Below are 15,773 nucleotides of genomic sequence, written 5' to 3' on the forward strand. Positions count from 1 at the left end.
CTCCTGGTGTGCGGCGGGCGGGCGCTCAGGGGGATGCGATCGCCGCGCTGAGTGTCTGCCCGAGCGTGCGGGCGTCGACGGGCTTGCGCAGCAGCGGCACTGCTTGGTGTCGCGCGGCCTCGACCAACGCCGCATCCGTGTCGGCAGTGACCATCACCACCGGCAGCGCCGGGCGCAGCGCGCGCAGGCGGTCGATGGCCGTGAAGCCTTCCATCCCGCCGCCGAGGCGGAAGTCGACCACTGCAGCATCGGGGGCCGCGAGGCCGAGCTGGTTCAGCGCCTCCTCGAGGTTGGCGGCGGCGAGCGCGCGGCAGCCCATCGCGTCCAGCGCGTTGAGGTAGGCGCCGCGCACCATCGAATCGTCGTCCAGCACCAGCACGCAACGTCCGGCGAGGCTCCATGCAGGGCCGGCTTGTTCAGCCGCGGCCGCCGTCGGGGGCGCGCGCGGGACGCTCAGGCGGAAGGTGGCGCCGGCGCCACTGTCAGATTCGAGCGTGATCGGCACCATCAGCAGGTCGGCGAGTCGGCGCACGATGCCCAGTCCCAGCCCATGGCCCGGGGGGCGGCCGGGGGCGTCGTGGTGCAGCTGCACCAGGTCCTCGAAGACCAGACGATGGTGCTCGGGGGCGATGCCCGGACCGTTGTCGCGCACCGTGACCTCGACCTGGGTCGCTGCCGCCTTCACCACGACGTCGACGTGGCCGCCGTGCGCGGGACTGAACTTGATTGCGTTGTCGATCAGGTTCGCGAGCATGCGGCGCAACAGGTCCGGGTCGGTCTGCACCGCGATCTCGGGCGGGCATTCGCAGCGCAGCTCCACCTTGCGCTGCGCCGCCGCCGCGCCGAAGCCGGCGGCCACCGCCGCGATCAGGCGATCGAGCTGCACGCGCTTCGGCTGCGCCACCACCACGCCGGAATCGAGCTTGGACACGTCGAGCAGGGCATCGAGCATCGAGCGCAGCTGCTCGAGGCTGCTGTCGACGACCTTGGCGATCGCCAACGCGTCCGCATCCATCGGCAGGTGGCGCAGCGCACCGATATTGAGCGCCATGGCCTGCAGCGGTTGGCGAAGATCGTGACTGGCGCCGGCGAGGAAGCGGCTCTTCTCCTGGTTGGCCTTGACCGCGGCATCGCGAGCGATTGCCAGCTGCGCGCGCTCGAACTCCAGGCTCGTCGCCAGCGCCTGATTCTCGAGGCGGATGCGGAAGGATTCCTCGAAGGTCTGCAGATTGCGCTTGGCGAAGCGGATCTGCACGCCGAAGAACATCAGCACCAGCGCCGCGACGCCCCAGCCCAGCCATGAGCCGGCCAGCGCCCACATCAGTGCCGTCGGAATGAAGAGCAGGCTCGCATAGGCGAGAAAGGCCCGCATCACGGTGGCGCTGGTGGACACGGCGCCCGCGCCCCAGGAGACCAGGATCATCGTCAGCACCGCGTCGAGCGCGGGGTCCAGCCAGGCCATGAACAGCGCGGCCGATCCGTTGCATGCGCCGATCAGCAGGTTCCAATGCACCGTGGCACGCAGCCGTTCATCGATGCGGCGCGTGCGGTCGCCCGCCATGCGAGCGAGCGCCGCCGCGCGCCACTCGCGACTGGCGATGACGGCGGCGAACCACGCGAGCACGGCCGCCGTCGGCACCGCGTGCCAGACGATCGCGGCCACGATCGTTGCAGTCAGCAGGATCTGCCAGCGCAGGCCCATCGCCTGCTCGGCCACCACCTGCAGGCGGCGCTCGTCCAGTTCGGCGGACGCTGAAACAGGCGGTGCGTGCGTCGCATTCATGCGGCCTCGAGCGCCGATGCGGCATGCGCATCGAAGACGCGGCACAGCGCGTCGGTGCGGTTGCGCGCACCGAGCGCACGGTAGACCATGGACAGGTGCACCTTCACTGTGCCTTCGGCGATCGACAGCTCGCGCGCGATCAGCTTGACCGGCGTGCCGCGGATCGCGAGTGCCAGCACCTGGCGCTGGCGCGGCGACAACTCGGCGCGCAGGAAGCGCGCGAGGTCCTCGCGCGGGAGCTCATCGGGCTCGCGCGACCGGGTCACATCGTCGGCCAGCACGAATTCGGCCGGCAGGTAGATGCGGTGACGCAGCACGACGCGCAGCGCGGCCTCCATGTCGTCGAGCCGGTACGACTTGGGAATGAAGCCCGCGGCGCCGGCCTCGATCACCTCGCGCACGCGCTGCGGCGAGCTTTCAGCGGATTGGATGCACACCGGTGTGGCCTCGAAATGCGACTTCACCGCGTGGAGCGCGGCAACGCCCATGAGCTTGGGGAGATGGTAGTCGAGCAGCACCAGGTCGAAGCCGCAGCGGGGTAGCCGGCAAGCCGACTCGACATCGCATGCAGCATCGAACTCGAACGGCTGCTGCGGATCGATCTCACGGGCCACGCGCTCCATCAGGCGGCGTGTGCCGTTCCACACGATCTCGTGATCATCGACCAGCAGAACCCGCATAGGCCCTCCGGGACGGCGCGTGTGCGACCGGGTTGAGGTGGCGAAAGATTAGCTCAAAGTCGGCGCGAGCGCTCCTAAACCAATGGCCTAGTCGCCGCTCCTCCCCATAACACGGGATGGGTTTAGCAGCAGCGTGCAATGGCGAGAGGGGCGCCGCTGCGGAACACTGGTGCGCACACGCAGCAACAGGGGCCGAAGATGAACAAGGCATCAGTCGTCGCATCTCAGCGCACCCCGGTCGTGGTCGAACCCGCGCCGGCCCCGCCGGCATGGAACATGGGCGGCTACGCCGCAGCATGCGACGCGCGCGCGCTGGCGCCTCAACTGGCCCGGCTTCTCGACGAGTTCGCAATGGCGCTCGGCCTTGCGAGCGAGCCCGCAGCGCTGGACGCGCCCAGTCACGACCGTGTGCTGTTGACGATGCTGTTTACCGATATTGTCGATTCGACCCAACTCGCCGAACGTCTGGGTGACGACGGCTGGCGCAGGCTCCTGATGCGCCACCACGCCATCGTTCGAATGCACCTTGCGCTTTTTCGCGGCCGCGAGATCGACACCGCCGGCGACGGCTTCTTCACCACTTTCGATGCACCTGCGCGCGCCGTTCGCTGCGCGCAGGCCATCCGCGCCGCGTTGAAAGCGATCGGTGTGGAGATCCGCGCGGGACTGCACGCCGGCGAATGCGAACTAGTCGGCAACAAGGTTGTCGGGCTCGCCGTTCATGTGGCGGGACGCGTGTTAGGAACCGCCGCCCCGGGGGAGATCCGGGTGTCGGGAACCGTCAAGGAACTTGTCGCCGGATCGGGCCTGAAGTTCTCAGGCGGGCAATGGCATGAGCTGAAGGGCATCAGCGACGAGTGGCGCGTGTTCACGTTGCGCGATGCGGAATCCGCCCCTCTGCCATAGCGTGAATGCGGGAGCGTTTGGAGGGTTGACTACCCAAAGGCCAAAGCGCTCAATCGATCTTTCCCCGACATTGACTGGGGCCAGGTATGAAAGCATCTTCAGTCGTGGCGTGTGTCGCCACTTGCACACTCGTTCTCGGCTGCGACACGCAGCCCAGCGTTTTATTCGTGGCACAGGGAAGCCGGTTCCACATGCTGCAGTTGACCGATGCCCATGACCGATGCCCATGACGAATGCATTGCACCCGTGCTTGCGCCGTTCTGCGTTGAGCAGCACCAGCATCGCTGCCTCGAGGTCGGGCCGAGGCGTTGGATCCGTCACCACGAACGGCAGCTCGATGGCTACATCTTCCTGCGGCTGAACCGTGAATTTGCTGATGGCCCGGCTGATGGCGGGCTCGAAGATCGGAGCGAGCTTCGCTTCGATCCAGTCGGCGGGCGCAGCCAGCCTGACTGCCAGGGTGCTTGACTGCGCGCTTTTTTTCATACCGTTCCCAACTGGCGCGGCAAGCAGGACCATCGCCACGACGGCGGCGTTGACGAGGCCTGTCACCGCTCCGGGCAGCGCGCCCATGCTCCGGTCGAGCACGTTCGAACCGGCAACCCGCGGGGAGAACGCCACCCAGCGCCGAACGACGGCATCCAATAGGACGCGGCCCAGTACCAGCAAGATCAAGAATGCCGCCGGAGCGGCCCACGGGTCTTCGACGAGGCCCCAGCGATCAAGGTAGCTCGCTGCCGGCAGGCCGCACCACAGAGCGATGAGAACAGCCGACATGAGGCGGCAAGCTCGGCCGCGCAGCGCGAGAACCCTCTGCGCCAGCCTTGCCAGACCCCGAGCAGCACAATGAGCAAGAGCAGCAAATCGACGCCGTTGAAGGCGTTCGGCACACCTACGACTAAGTCCATGCCCTTCTCCTGGAGTCCCGGCTGCAGTCGGCGGGCCGGAACTCAGCCTGTCGATCGGCGCACGGCATCGAGCGCGTTTTCTCCTTCCTGCTTTCTCTGTGGTTCGTCTATTCGACGCGCCGCTTCGGCCTTCGCCTCACTTTGAACCAGTCATTCGAAATGCAATGAATTCACGCACCTGTGATCCGACTGGAGCAGAAGTGTTCAGGCCGGACGCCTCTGAGCAATGGCTCGCATGAAGTTGCCAGGGGTTGCTCTGGTCAGATCGCAGAATGCGTCGCGATCGCCTTCGGTAGGAAATCCGTACACGGTGCAGCGCCCGGTTTCGGCAGGCGATCTCCCGTGCGCTTGGTAGACAGTGCGGATGTACCGGACAAACTGCCCTCCCCACCTCTGGTGATCGGAGGCCTGCAGCATCGCGGTGTGAACGCCGGCGATCTTTCGCTCAGTGATCGCCACGTGGGGAAACACAAGCGACGCGTCATCCTCGGTTGGGCAATCAGCCCGGGTGAAGCCGTCCAGAGATACGAACTGTAGCGTGAGGTCCATGGGTCAAAGTTGCCAGCGAGTCGCGGCGCAGATTGTCGCGCACGATGGTCAGTTCGAGCCCCCACGCGCCAAGGCGTGCGTCGCGTGGGCATGGTGCATGCATCCCGTGCGCACTGGCGCGCCGGCTGTTGACTTCTATGAGGCATTACCGACGCGTCCTGAAGGGGCTCCTGCCTATTGCTGTGCCGACCGCCACCAGGGTGAGGATGCGCGCACGCGGCGCCTGGCGGCCGGGCGCCTTCAACACGCTGAGCCCGAGCAGATGCTCCAGTTCGAGCGCGTTGGCCGCCCAGTCGCACGCGCAAGTAGCGCCCCCTGCGCTGGCATCCAGCCGCAGGCCTCCGCGGCGCAGCCGGGGACGGGTTTCCCTCCAGGCAAAAATCCGTCGACCTGTAGCACGCCGCCGGATGCGCCGGCGCAGCGGCGCGACTTGCGGTGGGTAGAGACTCAAGCGGCGGAAGTCCGCGCGCAAGGGACCGCGTCGGCGGTGACCTTGATGCAGCCTTTGGTGCCATGGAGTTGGCTTCGTTGGCAGCCTTGAGCCGAGCCGGACCGCCCTTGCACCCTTCATCACTGGGACCAAAAACTTCGCCGGGCTACGCGGCAAGACCGCCGAGGTTGGCGCTCGCGCAGCGTCGAACGGTTCGACGCGCAGGTTGGCCAAGTCCGGCAGATGGGCGTGCACCGCAGCAGTGACAACTAGCGCGAGGCCGGTGCGTGGGCCTCGCCGCGGTGCGTTCTCACACTTCTCTCGGCCTTGCGATTTTCAGGGCCGGAAGAAGGGCTTTCCTCTGAAAACGCCCGCGCATCGAACGCCTTGGATTTGCTGGCACGCCATCTGCTAGGCATGACCCGTCATAACAGGTGGATCCCGCCCCATGAACGCAGTTCGCAAGTCACAACAGTCAGCGAGCGCCGACGCCCGGGTGGTGCCGATGTCGTCCGTGCCGATGCACACGCAGATCCGCGAAATCATCCGCCGGCGGGTGCTTGACGGCACCTACCCGCCGCACTCGCAGATGCCGTCCGAGAGCCAGATGATGGCGGCCTTCTCGGTCAGCCGCATCACGATCCGCCAAGCGATGGGCGACTTGCAAAAAGAAGGCCTGATCTTCAAGGTGGCCGGCAAGGGCAGTTTCGTCGCCAAGCCGAAGGCGTTCCAGAACCTGTCGCGCCTGCAGGGCTTCGGCGAGGCCATGGGGCCTTCGGGCTACGAAACCTTTTCGCAGGTGCTCAGCACGCGGCAGGTGGCCGCCAGCGAGATCGTGGCTCGGCGTCTTCAGGTCGCAGTCGGCGAAGCCGTCTTCGAGATCCAGCGGCTGCGCTATTTGAATCGTGAACCGATCTCGGTCGATCAGAGCTACTTCCCGCTGCCGCTCGGCGAGCGCCTCGTGCAGGAAGACCTGGCGACGCGCGACATCTTCGTGATTCTCGAGAACGATTTCGGCCAGCACCTCACGCATGCCGACGTGCAGATCGAGGCGATCTCGGCCGACGCATTCCTGGCACGCCAGTTGCGCATCGAGGAAGCGTCGCCGCTGCTGCGCATCGAGCGGCTGACCTATGCCGACGAGCGACCCATCGACTTTGAGTTTCTCTACTACCGCGGGGACGCGTTCCAGTACCGCCTGCGCATCGATCGAACCTAGGAGCTGAAGCATGAAAACTATCGACATGGAATTCGACCTCGTCGTCATCGGCGGCGGCACCGGCGGGCCGATGGCCGCGGTGAAGGCCAAGGAGCGCAACCCGAAGCTGCGCGTGCTGCTGATCGACAAGGCCAACGTGAAACGCAGCGGCGCGATATCGATGGGCATGGACGGTCTCAACAACGCCGTCATCCCGGGCCACGCGACGCCTGAGCAGTACGTCAAGGAGATCACCGTCGCCAACGACGGCATCGTCGACCAGGAGGCCGTGATGGCCTATGCGTCGGGCAGCTTCGACATGATCCAGGAGCTTGACCGCTGGGGCGTCAAGTTCGAGAAGGACGAGACTGGCGACTACTCGGTGCGCAAGGTCCACCACCTGGGCGCCTACGTGTTGCCGATGCCCGAGGGCCACCACATGAAGCGCATCCTCTACCGGCAGCTCAAGCGCGCGCGGGTGGAGATCACCAACCGCGTCGTCGTGACCCGGGTGCTGACCGGGCCCGACGGCGAGGTCGCTGCGGTGATGGGATTCGACTGCCGCACCGCCGAGCTCTACGTGATCCGCACCAAGGCCGCGGTGATCTGCACCGGCGCCGCCGGCAGGCTCGGCCTGCCCGCCTCCGGCTACCTGATGGGCACCTACGAGAACCCCACCAACTGCGGTGACGGCCATGCGATGGCCTATCACGCCGGCGCCGATCTGGCCAATCTGGAGTGCTTCCAGATCAACCCGCTGATCAAGGATTACAACGGCCCTGCCTGCGCCTACGTCACCGGCCCGCTGGGCGGCTACACGGCCAACTCCAAAGGCGAGCGCTTCATCGAGTGCGACTACTGGAGCGGCGCGATGATGCAGGAGTTCTACAACGAACTGCTGAGCGGCAACGGGCCGGTGTTCCTCAAGCTCGACCACCTGGCCGAGGAGACGATCCAGGAGATCGAGACCATCCTGCACAGCAACGAGCGGCCGAGCCGCGGACGCTTCCACGAGAAGCGCGGCAACGACTACCGCAAGCAGATGGTCGAGATGCACATCTCGGAGATCGGCTTCTGCAGCGGGCACAGCGCCTCGGGCATTCACATCAACGCCCGCGGCGAGACATCGGTGAAGGGCCTGTACGCCGCAGGCGACTGCGCCAGCGTCCCGCACAACTACATGCTCGGCGCCTTCGTGTACGGCAAGCTGTGCGGCGAGAACGCCGCGGCCTATTGCGCCGAGGTCGGCCAGGCAATGCCGGACGCCGACGCACAGGCGGCCGAGAGCGCGCGCATCCTGGCCCCGCTGCAGCGCAGCGGCGGGCTCACCCCGCATCAGATCGAATACAAGACGCGCCGCCTGGTCAACGACTACCTGCAGCCGCCGAAGATCACGAGCAAATACGAGATCGGCCTGCGCCGCTTTGCGGAGATTCGCGAGGACATGGATTCGATGTCGGCCGGCGATGCGCACGAGCTGATGCGGGCGATGGAAGCGCACTCGATTCTCGACTGCGCGGAGATGGCCGCCCACGCATCGATGTTCCGCACGGAGAGCCGCTGGGGCCTCTACCACAACTATGTCGACCACCCCGCGCGCGACGACGAGAGCTGGTTCTGCCACTCGCTTCTGAGCCGCGATCCGCACGGCCGGATGGCGCTGCGCAAGAAGGCGATCGAGCCCTACATCGTGCCGGTCGACGACGAAGAACGAACCGCTTACCAACGCCTGCGCGTCGCGAGCAGCGCCGAGGCAGCTTGAACCAGGAGCCCCGAATGACCATCGCCGCAACCCTCGCCCAAGTCCCCGTGCGCGTGGACGAATCCAAATGCATCGCCGAGAAGGGCTGCACCGTCTGCGTCGACGTTTGCCCCCTCGACGTGCTGGCCATCGACATGCTGACGAAGAAGGCCTACATGAAATTCGACGAGTGCTGGTACTGCCTGCCCTGCGAGCAGGACTGCCCGACAGGCGCTGTCAGCGTCGACATCCCGTACCTGCTGCGCTGAGGGGCCCGTCATGGAAACCGGACTCAACACCTTCGCCGAGCGGCTGGCCGATGCCGACGCCGCCGTGCGGCGCCTGGCCGTGATCGACCTGCCCTACAGCGACGAGGACGACATCGTGCCGCTGCTGCTGCCGCGCCTTGCCGACAGCGACGCGCTGGTGCGAACGGAAGCCGTGCGCGCACTCGAAGGCTTCGAACAGCCCGATGTGGTTCAGGCTTTGGCGCCGATGCTGCTCGACGCCGATGCTGAAGTGCGCAAGGCGGCCGGCGAGGTGCTGGCCGAACTGAAGGAGACGGCGTCGGCCGCGCCCTTGCTGCCGCTGCTTGTCGAAGGCGCCGCAGAAGTACGGGCACTCGCGTTCCACGCCATTCGGGCACTGCGCTCGCCGCAGGCCTTCGAGCCCGCCATGCATTCGCTGCGCGACGCCGACGCGGCCGTGCGCCGCGAGGCGGTGGGCGTGCTCGGCTACCTGAAGGACCCGGCGGCCATCGGCGACCTGGCCGAAGTGGCAGCCAACGACCCCGACATCGAGGTACGCCGCATTGCCGTGGGTGCGCTCGGCTATGCCACCACCGTCAGCGTGCTACCCGCCCTGACGCGCGCCCTGGCCGACAACGGGTGGTTGGTGCGCGAGGAAGCGGCGCAGACCATCGGCAAGCTGAGACTGTCGCTGGCCATCCCCGACCTCGTGCACGCGATGCAGGACGACTACTGGCAGGTGCGCGTCAAGGCGGCACGCAGCCTGGGCCTGCTCAAGGCCGAGGCGGGCCTGCCTTCGCTGGTGGCTTCGCTCACGCACACCATCAGCAACCTGCGCAAGGAAGCGGTCATCGCTTTGGGAGAGATCGGCGACACGCGCGCCATCGCCCCGCTGGAGGCGGCACTCGCCGATCCCGATCCCGACGTGCGCAAGCTGGCCCGCCTGGCGCTGACGGCCATCGGCCTGGCGCAGAAGGCCAGGCGCGACGGAGCGTCGTCATGACCTTCGTCGTCACCGAAGCCTGCATCCGCTGCAAGTACACCGACTGCGTGAGCGTCTGTCCGGTGGACTGCTTTCACGAGGGGCCGAACTTCCTCGTCATCGACCCTGACGTGTGCATCGACTGCGCCGTCTGCGTGCCCGAATGCCCGGTCGGCGCGATCGTCGCGGACACCGATGTGCCGACAGGGCAGGAGCGCTTCGTCGAGATGAACGCCCGCTATGCCGCGCAGTGGCCCGTCATCAGCCAGGCGCGCGAGCCCTTGCCGGACGCCGAGCAGTGGGCCACGGTGAGCGGCAAGCTGGACCATCTTTCAGAGCCCGCGTAGGCCTTTCGAATCGACAGCACCTTCCCAATCCCCACGGAGAACCAGTCCATGAAGCACATCATCTTGCGAATCGGCGCGGTCCTGGCGCTTGCCCTGGCTTTTGCCCTGCCTGCCCTGGCGCGGCAGGAAGTCGTCATCGGCATCGGCACGCAGAACACGACGACGAACACCGTCACCGGCGGCGTCGTGCTCAAGGAGCTGAAGCTCATCGAGAAGCACCTGCCGAAGACCGGCAAGTACAAGGACATCGACTTCAAGCTCGACTGGCAGAACTTCACGTCCGGCCCGCCGATCACCAACGGCATGATGGCCAAGAAGCTGCAGATCGGGATGATGGGCGACTACCCGCTGCTGGTGAACGGCGCCACGGGCCAGTCGCAGGCCGGCAACGAAACGCAGCTCGTGGCCGTCATCGCGTACAACGCCTTCGGCTCCGGCAACGGCGTGGTGGTGCACAAGGATTCGCCCTACTACGACCTGGCCGAGCTCAAGGGCAAGCTGATCTCGGTGCCTTTCGGATCGGCGGCGCACGGCATGGTGCTGCAGGCCATGCAGACCCGCGGCTGGAAGGACGACTACTGGAACCTCGTGAGCCAGAGCCCGGAGGTCGGCACGACCAACCTGCAGGAAAGGAAGATCGATGCGCACGCCGACTTCGTTCCCTTTGCGGACCTGCTTCCCTACCGCGGCTTCGCCCGCAAGATCTTCGATGGTGCCGAGACCAAGGTACCGACCTTCCACGGCGTGGTCGTGCGCAAGGACTTCGCGACGGAGTACCCCGAGGTGGTGGTCGCCTACATCAAGGCCCTGATGGAGGCCAACACCTGGGTGCGCGGCAATCCGACTGCCGCCGCCGCTAAGGTCGAGGAGTGGACCAAGATCGAGAAGGAAGTGGCCTACCTCTACCTTGGCCCCGGCGGCATCCACACGCTCGACCCCACGATCAAGCCACGATGGCTGGACACCATCAAGACCGGCCACGAGGTGCTCACCCGCCTGAACCGCGTCAAGCCGCTGGACATCAACGCCTGGGTCGACGAGACCTATGTGCGGCAGGCCTACAAGGAACTGAAGCTCGACTACGACGCGCAGCAGCAGACGCTCGCCAACTACGACATCAGCGGAACCGATCCCCTGTGCAAGACGCCCATCACGCGTCCCAAGGAAGCCGGCGAAGTGTGGATCGAGGGCGCGGCCATCACCGCCTACTCTTCTCCCGCGTGCACCCTGGCCGCGATCAACAAGGCTCAGAGCGAGAACAGGAAAGTCAAGGTCGCCTACCTCAACGACAAGACGCTGGGCATCAAGCTGTTCGCCGACAAGGCCTTCTATGCGGTGAGCACCAGCGATCCGCGCAAGCCGCAGATCGTGCCCTTCCTGCTGCGGAAGGATGCGCAGGCCGAGGCCGCCGCGATCGGCGGCAAGCTGGCTACCTACACCGAAGCGCTCGCCGCAGCCGGCCTCTGACACCGAGGACCCCACGATGCCCACCTCCACGCAACGCCTGTTCCACGAAGTACCGGCGCCCAGCGCGCTCTCGGAGGCTGCGCCGGCGCGCGGGCTGGCCCGCCCGGAAGAGATCCTGCGCGCGCCGCTGCCCGTCCCGCCGTCGACCACGGTGGCACTGAGTCCGGCCGAGCGCGGCTGGCAGGTGCTGCGCCAGCATGCGCCCGCCTACCTGATGGGCGCCTGCGCGCTCATGGGCATCGTGCTCTTCTGGCATCTCGCCACGACCTACCGGCTGGACTTCTACATCCGCTTCTCCAACATCCCGACGCCGATGGAGGTGCTTTCCAAGGTGGCCGAAGTCAACTCGTCGCCGAAGTTCATCAAGAACGTGGGCATGAGCCTGCAACGCATCTTCATCGGCTTCGCGATTGCCACGGTGCTCGGCGTCGCGCTGGGCATGCTCATCGGGCGCTACCGCCTGACGCGCAGCTTCATGTTCCCGGCGATGGAAGTCTTTCGCCCCATTCCGGCGATCGCCTGGGTGCCGATCTCCATCATGCTGTGGCCCGACAACGAGGTGAGCATCGTCTTCATCACCTTCATCGGCGCGTTCTTCCCGATCCTGCTGAACACCATCAGCGGCGTGCAGGCGGTGGATGGCGTGCTGCTGCGCGCGAGCCAGTGCCTGGGCGCGCGTGAGCGCCAGATCATGTGGTACGTGGTGCTTCCCGGTGCGGCGCCGCAGATCTTCACCGGCCTGGCCGTGGGCATGGGCGTGGCCTGGGTTTCGCTGATCGCCGCCGAGATGATCTCCGGCCAGTTCGGCATCGGCTACTTCACCTGGGAAGCCTATTCGCTGATCTCGTATCCCGAGATCGTGTTGGGCATGATCACCATCGGCGTGCTGGGCCTGCTGTGCAGCGGCCTCATCCGCTTCGTCGGCAAGTCGATGATGCCCTGGCTGAGCTACGGCGCGCGCGCAGGGAGCGTTCGATGAGCGCCGACAACACCGCCCGCAAAGGGCACGTGCAGATCCGCGACGTGTCGGTGCGCTTCGGAACCAAGGGCCAGATGACCGAAGCCGCGAGCCGCGTGTCGCTGGAGGTCGAGCCCGGCGAGTTCGTCAGCATCATCGGCCCCTCGGGCTGCGGCAAATCCACGCTGCTGAACATCGTCGCCGGCTTCCTCCGGCCCAGCGAAGGCGAGGCCCTGCTCGACGGCAAGCCGATCGGCGGACCCGGTGCCGACCGCGGCGTGGTGTTCCAGCAGTACTCCCTGTTCCCGTGGATGACGGTACGCAAGAACGTCGAGTTCGGACTGAAGATGCAGGGCCTCGGACAAAACCAGCGCGAGGCGGCCGCACGCTCTCTGCTCGGCATGACCGGCCTGCTCGCGTTCGAGAACCACTACCCCGAGCAGCTGTCCGGCGGCATGAAGCAGCGCGTGGGCATCGTGCGCGCGCTGGCGACCAGCCCGCAGGTCATGTTGATGGACGAGCCCTTCGGCGCGCTCGATTCGCAGACCCGCGCGGTGATGCAGGAGATCCTCACCAACATGTGGCAGCAGCTGCAGCTGTCGGTGCTGTTCATCACGCACGACATCGAGGAGGCGATCTTTCTTTCCGAGAAGGTCTACGTGATGACGGCGCGCCCGGGGCGCATCAAGGCCGAGATCCCGATTCCGCTGCCGCGACCGCGCACGTCCGAGATGACGGCTTCGCCCACCTTCCAGGCACTGGTGCGGCAGCTCAAGGCGCTGATCCGCGAAGAGAGCCTGGCTGCCATGGGCGGCGAGCTGGGCGGCGCCGGGCTGCAGGGCATGGACCACCACTTCGGGCGCGACGGCATGAAGGCGCTGACATGAGCGAAGTGCCGCAGTCTTCGGACGGACCCCGGATTCCGCTCGACATCGTCGATCACCAGGCCAGCGGCGTGCTCGAGCTTCGCTGGCAGGACGGAAGCGCAAGCCATCTGGCGCACGGGCTGCTGCGTGCGCGCTGCCGCTGCGCCGCGTGCGAGCAGGCGTACCGCGATCTCGGCAGTCATCCCGAGCCTGCCTCCTCAATCCGGCTTGTGGCCATCCACCCCGTGTCGGACAAGGGCTTGAACCTGGTGTTCTCCGACGGACACGGGCGCGGCATCTTCCCCTGGGCCTACCTGCACGAGCTGGGCCTTCCCGTTACTTCCTGATCACCTTCGCCAGTCCATGTCACAACTCGCCACCGAACGCGTGCTGCACGTCCACCACTGGAATGACACGCTCTTTTCGTTTCGCACCACGCGCGATCCCGGGCTGCGCTTTCGCAATGGACACTTCGTGATGCTCGGATTGCCGGTCGAAGGCAAGCCGCTGATGCGCGCCTACAGCGTGGCGAGCGCGAACCACGACGAACATCTCGAGTTCTTCAGCATCAAGGTGTCCAACGGTCCGTTGACCTCGCGCCTGCAGCACCTGAAACCCGGTGACGAAGTGATCGTCGGGCGCAAGCCGGTCGGCAGCCTGGTACTGGACGACCTGCGGCCCGGCCGCCACCTGTACCTGCTGTCCACCGGAACCGGCCTGGCGCCGTTCATCAGCATCATCCAGGATCCCGAAACCTACGAGCGATTCGAGAAGGTGATTCTGATCCACGGCGTGCGGCAGGTCAGCGAGCTGGCCTACGCCAGCTTCATCGAACAGGAGCTGCCGAACAATGAGTACATGGGCGAGATGGTGCGTGGCAAGCTGGTCTACTACCCGACCGTCACGCGGGAGCCGTTTCGCAATCAGGGCCGGCTCACCGAGATCATCGAAACTGGGCGGCTGTTCAGCGATATCGGGCTGCCGCCGCTCGACCCCGCGGTCGACCGCGCGATGATCTGTGGCAGCGCCGCGATGCTGGCCGACAGCTGCAAGCTGCTCGATGCGCGCGGCTTACGCATCAGTCCGCGCCAGGGCGAGCTGGGCGACTACGTGATCGAACGCGCCTTCGTCGAGAAGTAGCGCGTCCGTGTCGAGGCTCCTGGCCTGGTACCGGTGCTGCAGTCGTTCTGGCGCGGCGTGTTGTCATGCGGGGCGTCATAGCGATGGCCGCGAGCTGCGTCGCGCGCTGTGGTCGGCGGGCCGCGAAGAGTTCTTCGACCCTCTTCGAACAGGGCAATTGCGGCGAGAACGCCGCGCGCGTTTCGGTGATCGATAGTGACAACGTGCCGTGCTCCTCGTTCAAGCCAACAACGCAACAAAGCATAAGCACCAGAGGAACACCGTGATCGCTCAACCCGGCGCGTGCCATCCTGCGCCGCGATGCCCTGCGCTCGCGCGCCAGATGGACCCGCTTGAGTTGGTTGATGAGCGCCGAGGCGAGCATGCAGGGTGCCCGCATGCGCGAATGCCATCGATGCGCTGAGTGCCAGCGGCATCATTGCGACAAGATGCATTGCGGATGTCGATGCCTGAAGGGCTGGATCAAAGTGCCTGTTCCGGAATTTTTCTTTGGCCGGTTCTTCGCTAGCATTCGCGCCTTCGCGCATGGGTCCGCAGCGAAAGCTGCAGCGAGGCCACTGCCCTTCCCACCTGTCTGGTCTCATCCGATGTTTCGTTCTCTGCTCAAGTCCAAGATCCACCGCGCGACAGTCACTGATTGCGAACTGCACTACGAAGGCTCCTGCGCCATCGACGAAGACCTGCTCGATGCCGCCAATCTCGCGGAGAACGAGCAGATCCACGTCTGGAACATCAACAATGGCGAACGCTTCGTGACCTACGCGATCCGCGGCCAGCGCGGCAGCGGAATCATCTCGCTCAATGGCTCCGCTGCGCGCCGGGCTTCGGTGGGCGACCTGGTCATCATCGCCGCCTTCGGCCTCGTGCCCGAGGATCAGGTGGCCGGCCACAAGCCCAAGCTGGTGTTCGTGGACGACGCCAACCGCATCAAGGAAGAGCGCGCCCACATCCCGGTGCAGGCAGCCTCCGACACAGCCGTCACTGCCTGAGCACAGGGCCCGGCGCCCTGCCGCTGGCCGGCCCTCGCGGGGCGCGGCCTCTCCCTGGTGAAAGACCGACCATGCATCCCGCCCCTGCCCCCAGCACGGATACGCCCTACGGCAACCTGCTGCCCGCCTCCCCGCCCTCGCTGCGCAAACCGCTGAGCCTGCCGCGCCTGGCGGAGCTGCGTGCGCGCGGCGAGAAGATCACCATGCTGACCGCCTACGACGCCACCTTCGCCGCCATGGCCGACGCGGCCGGCGTCGAATGCCTCCTGGTCGGCGACTCCGTGGGCATGGTCTGCCAGGGCCTGCGCAGCACCGTGGGCGTGACGCTGGACACGATGCGCTACCACACCGAGAGCGTCTTTCGGGGGCTGCGCCGCGTGCAGGGCACGGGCTGGCTGATCGCCGACCTGCCCTTCGGCAGCTACCAGGAATCGTGCGAGCAGGCCTTGCGCAGCGCCGCGGTGCTGATGCAGGCCGGCGCCCACATGGTCAAGCTCGAAGGCGGCGGCTGGACCACCGAGACCGTGCGCTTCCTGGTCGAACGCGGCATCCCAGTGTGCGCCCACCTCGGCCTCACGCCG

17 protein-coding genes are annotated in these 15,773 nt (G+C 66.4%); 13 read left to right on the forward strand and 4 right to left on the reverse strand.

Annotated elements, in window-relative coordinates:
• Positions 1-25: 25 nt before the first annotated feature.
• A complete protein-coding gene (locus tag EJI01_RS22250) occupies positions 26-1,783 on the reverse strand; it encodes a sensor histidine kinase (RefSeq protein WP_126839302.1) in 1,758 nt (585 codons plus the stop codon).
• A complete protein-coding gene (locus EJI01_RS22255) occupies positions 1,780-2,463 on the reverse strand; it encodes a LuxR C-terminal-related transcriptional regulator (protein ID WP_126839303.1) in 684 nt (227 codons plus the stop codon). The genes EJI01_RS22250 and EJI01_RS22255 overlap by 4 nt, the downstream gene beginning before the upstream one ends.
• 198 nt (positions 2,464-2,661) lie before the next feature.
• Between EJI01_RS22255 and EJI01_RS22260 the strand changes: the two genes are divergently transcribed.
• The gene (locus EJI01_RS22260; RefSeq protein ID WP_185879014.1) at positions 2,662-3,369 is read left to right on the forward strand and encodes an adenylate/guanylate cyclase domain-containing protein; all 708 of its coding nucleotides are present in this window, start codon (positions 2,662-2,664) and stop codon (positions 3,367-3,369) included.
• Here the strand turns inward: EJI01_RS22260 and EJI01_RS22265 are convergent.
• Positions 3,280-4,146, reverse strand: coding sequence for a CvpA family protein (locus EJI01_RS22265; RefSeq protein WP_126839305.1), 867 nt, complete (start codon positions 4,144-4,146; stop codon positions 3,280-3,282). The genes EJI01_RS22260 and EJI01_RS22265 overlap by 90 nt on opposite strands.
• Positions 4,147-4,481: 335 nt before the next feature.
• A complete protein-coding gene (locus tag EJI01_RS28860; protein ID WP_185879015.1) occupies positions 4,482-4,826 on the reverse strand; it encodes a hypothetical protein in 345 nt (114 codons plus the stop codon).
• An 878-nt stretch (positions 4,827-5,704) separates the two neighbouring features.
• On the opposite strand from EJI01_RS28860, the gene EJI01_RS22270 reads away from it, so the two are divergent.
• The 12 genes from EJI01_RS22270 to EJI01_RS22325 form a co-directional block, all read left to right on the forward strand.
• On the forward strand, positions 5,705-6,475 hold the full coding sequence (locus EJI01_RS22270) for a GntR family transcriptional regulator (protein ID WP_126839306.1): 771 nt from the start codon (positions 5,705-5,707) through the stop codon (positions 6,473-6,475).
• Between the two features lie 10 nt (positions 6,476-6,485).
• The gene (locus EJI01_RS22275) at positions 6,486-8,216 is read left to right on the forward strand and encodes a fumarate reductase/succinate dehydrogenase flavoprotein subunit (protein ID WP_126839307.1); all 1,731 of its coding nucleotides are present in this window, start codon (positions 6,486-6,488) and stop codon (positions 8,214-8,216) included.
• 14 nt (positions 8,217-8,230) lie between these two features.
• The gene (locus EJI01_RS22280) at positions 8,231-8,464 is read left to right on the forward strand and encodes a ferredoxin family protein (protein ID WP_126839308.1); all 234 of its coding nucleotides are present in this window, start codon (positions 8,231-8,233) and stop codon (positions 8,462-8,464) included.
• 10 nt (positions 8,465-8,474) lie between these two features.
• Complete coding sequence (locus tag EJI01_RS22285) at positions 8,475-9,446, forward strand: HEAT repeat domain-containing protein (protein ID WP_126839309.1); 972 nt, start codon at positions 8,475-8,477, stop codon at positions 9,444-9,446.
• Positions 9,443-9,772, forward strand: coding sequence for a ferredoxin FdxA (gene fdxA / locus EJI01_RS22290; protein ID WP_126839310.1), 330 nt, complete (start codon positions 9,443-9,445; stop codon positions 9,770-9,772). The genes EJI01_RS22285 and fdxA overlap by 4 nt, the downstream gene beginning before the upstream one ends.
• A 48-nt stretch (positions 9,773-9,820) precedes the next feature.
• Positions 9,821-11,239 carry an ABC transporter substrate-binding protein gene (locus EJI01_RS22295; RefSeq protein WP_126839311.1) on the forward strand — a complete coding sequence of 473 codons (1,419 nt, stop codon included), beginning with the start codon at positions 9,821-9,823 and terminating at the stop codon, positions 11,237-11,239.
• Between the two features lie 16 nt (positions 11,240-11,255).
• On the forward strand, positions 11,256-12,218 hold the full coding sequence (locus EJI01_RS22300) for an ABC transporter permease (protein ID WP_126839312.1): 963 nt from the start codon (positions 11,256-11,258) through the stop codon (positions 12,216-12,218).
• Positions 12,215-13,084, forward strand: a complete 870-nt coding sequence (locus EJI01_RS22305; RefSeq protein ID WP_126839313.1) for an ABC transporter ATP-binding protein — start codon at positions 12,215-12,217, stop codon at positions 13,082-13,084. Before EJI01_RS22300 ends, EJI01_RS22305 begins: the two co-directional genes overlap by 4 nt.
• On the forward strand, positions 13,081-13,410 hold the full coding sequence (locus EJI01_RS22310) for a DUF971 domain-containing protein (protein ID WP_126839314.1): 330 nt from the start codon (positions 13,081-13,083) through the stop codon (positions 13,408-13,410). The genes EJI01_RS22305 and EJI01_RS22310 overlap by 4 nt, the downstream gene beginning before the upstream one ends.
• Before the next feature lie 16 nt (positions 13,411-13,426).
• Positions 13,427-14,203, forward strand: a complete 777-nt coding sequence (locus EJI01_RS22315; protein WP_126839315.1) for a ferredoxin--NADP reductase — start codon at positions 13,427-13,429, stop codon at positions 14,201-14,203.
• 587 nt (positions 14,204-14,790) lie between these two features.
• Entirely contained in the window at positions 14,791-15,192 is a 402-nt protein-coding gene (panD, locus tag EJI01_RS22320) for an aspartate 1-decarboxylase (RefSeq protein WP_126839316.1), read from the forward strand.
• A gap of 71 nt (positions 15,193-15,263) precedes the next feature.
• Positions 15,264-15,773, forward strand: a 510-nt coding sequence (locus tag EJI01_RS22325) for a 3-methyl-2-oxobutanoate hydroxymethyltransferase (protein ID WP_185879016.1), incomplete at its 3' end; no start/stop codon positions are given.

The sequence above is a fragment of the Variovorax sp. MHTC-1 genome (assembly GCF_003984645.1).
Classification (GTDB): Bacteria; Pseudomonadota; Gammaproteobacteria; order Burkholderiales; family Burkholderiaceae_C; genus Variovorax.

Excerpts from the sequence above, each read along its gene's own strand:
- EJI01_RS22250 (WP_126839302.1), bottom strand. The coding sequence starts at position 1,783 with ATGAATGCGACGCACGCACCGCCTGTTTCAGCGTCCGCCGAACTGGAC.
- EJI01_RS22255 (WP_126839303.1), bottom strand. The coding sequence starts at position 2,463 with ATGCGGGTTCTGCTGGTCGATGATCACGAGATCGTGTGGAACGGCACA.
- EJI01_RS22260 (WP_185879014.1), top strand. The coding sequence starts at position 2,662 with ATGAACAAGGCATCAGTCGTCGCATCTCAGCGCACCCCGGTCGTGGTC.
- EJI01_RS22265 (WP_126839305.1), bottom strand. The coding sequence starts at position 4,146 with ATGTCGGCTGTTCTCATCGCTCTGTGGTGCGGCCTGCCGGCAGCGAGC.
- EJI01_RS28860 (WP_185879015.1), bottom strand. The coding sequence starts at position 4,826 with ATGGACCTCACGCTACAGTTCGTATCTCTGGACGGCTTCACCCGGGCT.
- EJI01_RS22270 (WP_126839306.1), top strand. The coding sequence starts at position 5,705 with ATGAACGCAGTTCGCAAGTCACAACAGTCAGCGAGCGCCGACGCCCGG.
- EJI01_RS22275 (WP_126839307.1), top strand. The coding sequence starts at position 6,486 with ATGAAAACTATCGACATGGAATTCGACCTCGTCGTCATCGGCGGCGGC.
- EJI01_RS22280 (WP_126839308.1), top strand. The coding sequence starts at position 8,231 with ATGACCATCGCCGCAACCCTCGCCCAAGTCCCCGTGCGCGTGGACGAA.
- EJI01_RS22285 (WP_126839309.1), top strand. The coding sequence starts at position 8,475 with ATGGAAACCGGACTCAACACCTTCGCCGAGCGGCTGGCCGATGCCGAC.
- fdxA (WP_126839310.1), top strand. The coding sequence starts at position 9,443 with ATGACCTTCGTCGTCACCGAAGCCTGCATCCGCTGCAAGTACACCGAC.
- EJI01_RS22295 (WP_126839311.1), top strand. The coding sequence starts at position 9,821 with ATGAAGCACATCATCTTGCGAATCGGCGCGGTCCTGGCGCTTGCCCTG.
- EJI01_RS22300 (WP_126839312.1), top strand. The coding sequence starts at position 11,256 with ATGCCCACCTCCACGCAACGCCTGTTCCACGAAGTACCGGCGCCCAGC.
- EJI01_RS22305 (WP_126839313.1), top strand. The coding sequence starts at position 12,215 with ATGAGCGCCGACAACACCGCCCGCAAAGGGCACGTGCAGATCCGCGAC.
- EJI01_RS22310 (WP_126839314.1), top strand. The coding sequence starts at position 13,081 with ATGAGCGAAGTGCCGCAGTCTTCGGACGGACCCCGGATTCCGCTCGAC.
- EJI01_RS22315 (WP_126839315.1), top strand. The coding sequence starts at position 13,427 with ATGTCACAACTCGCCACCGAACGCGTGCTGCACGTCCACCACTGGAAT.
- panD (WP_126839316.1), top strand. The coding sequence starts at position 14,791 with ATGTTTCGTTCTCTGCTCAAGTCCAAGATCCACCGCGCGACAGTCACT.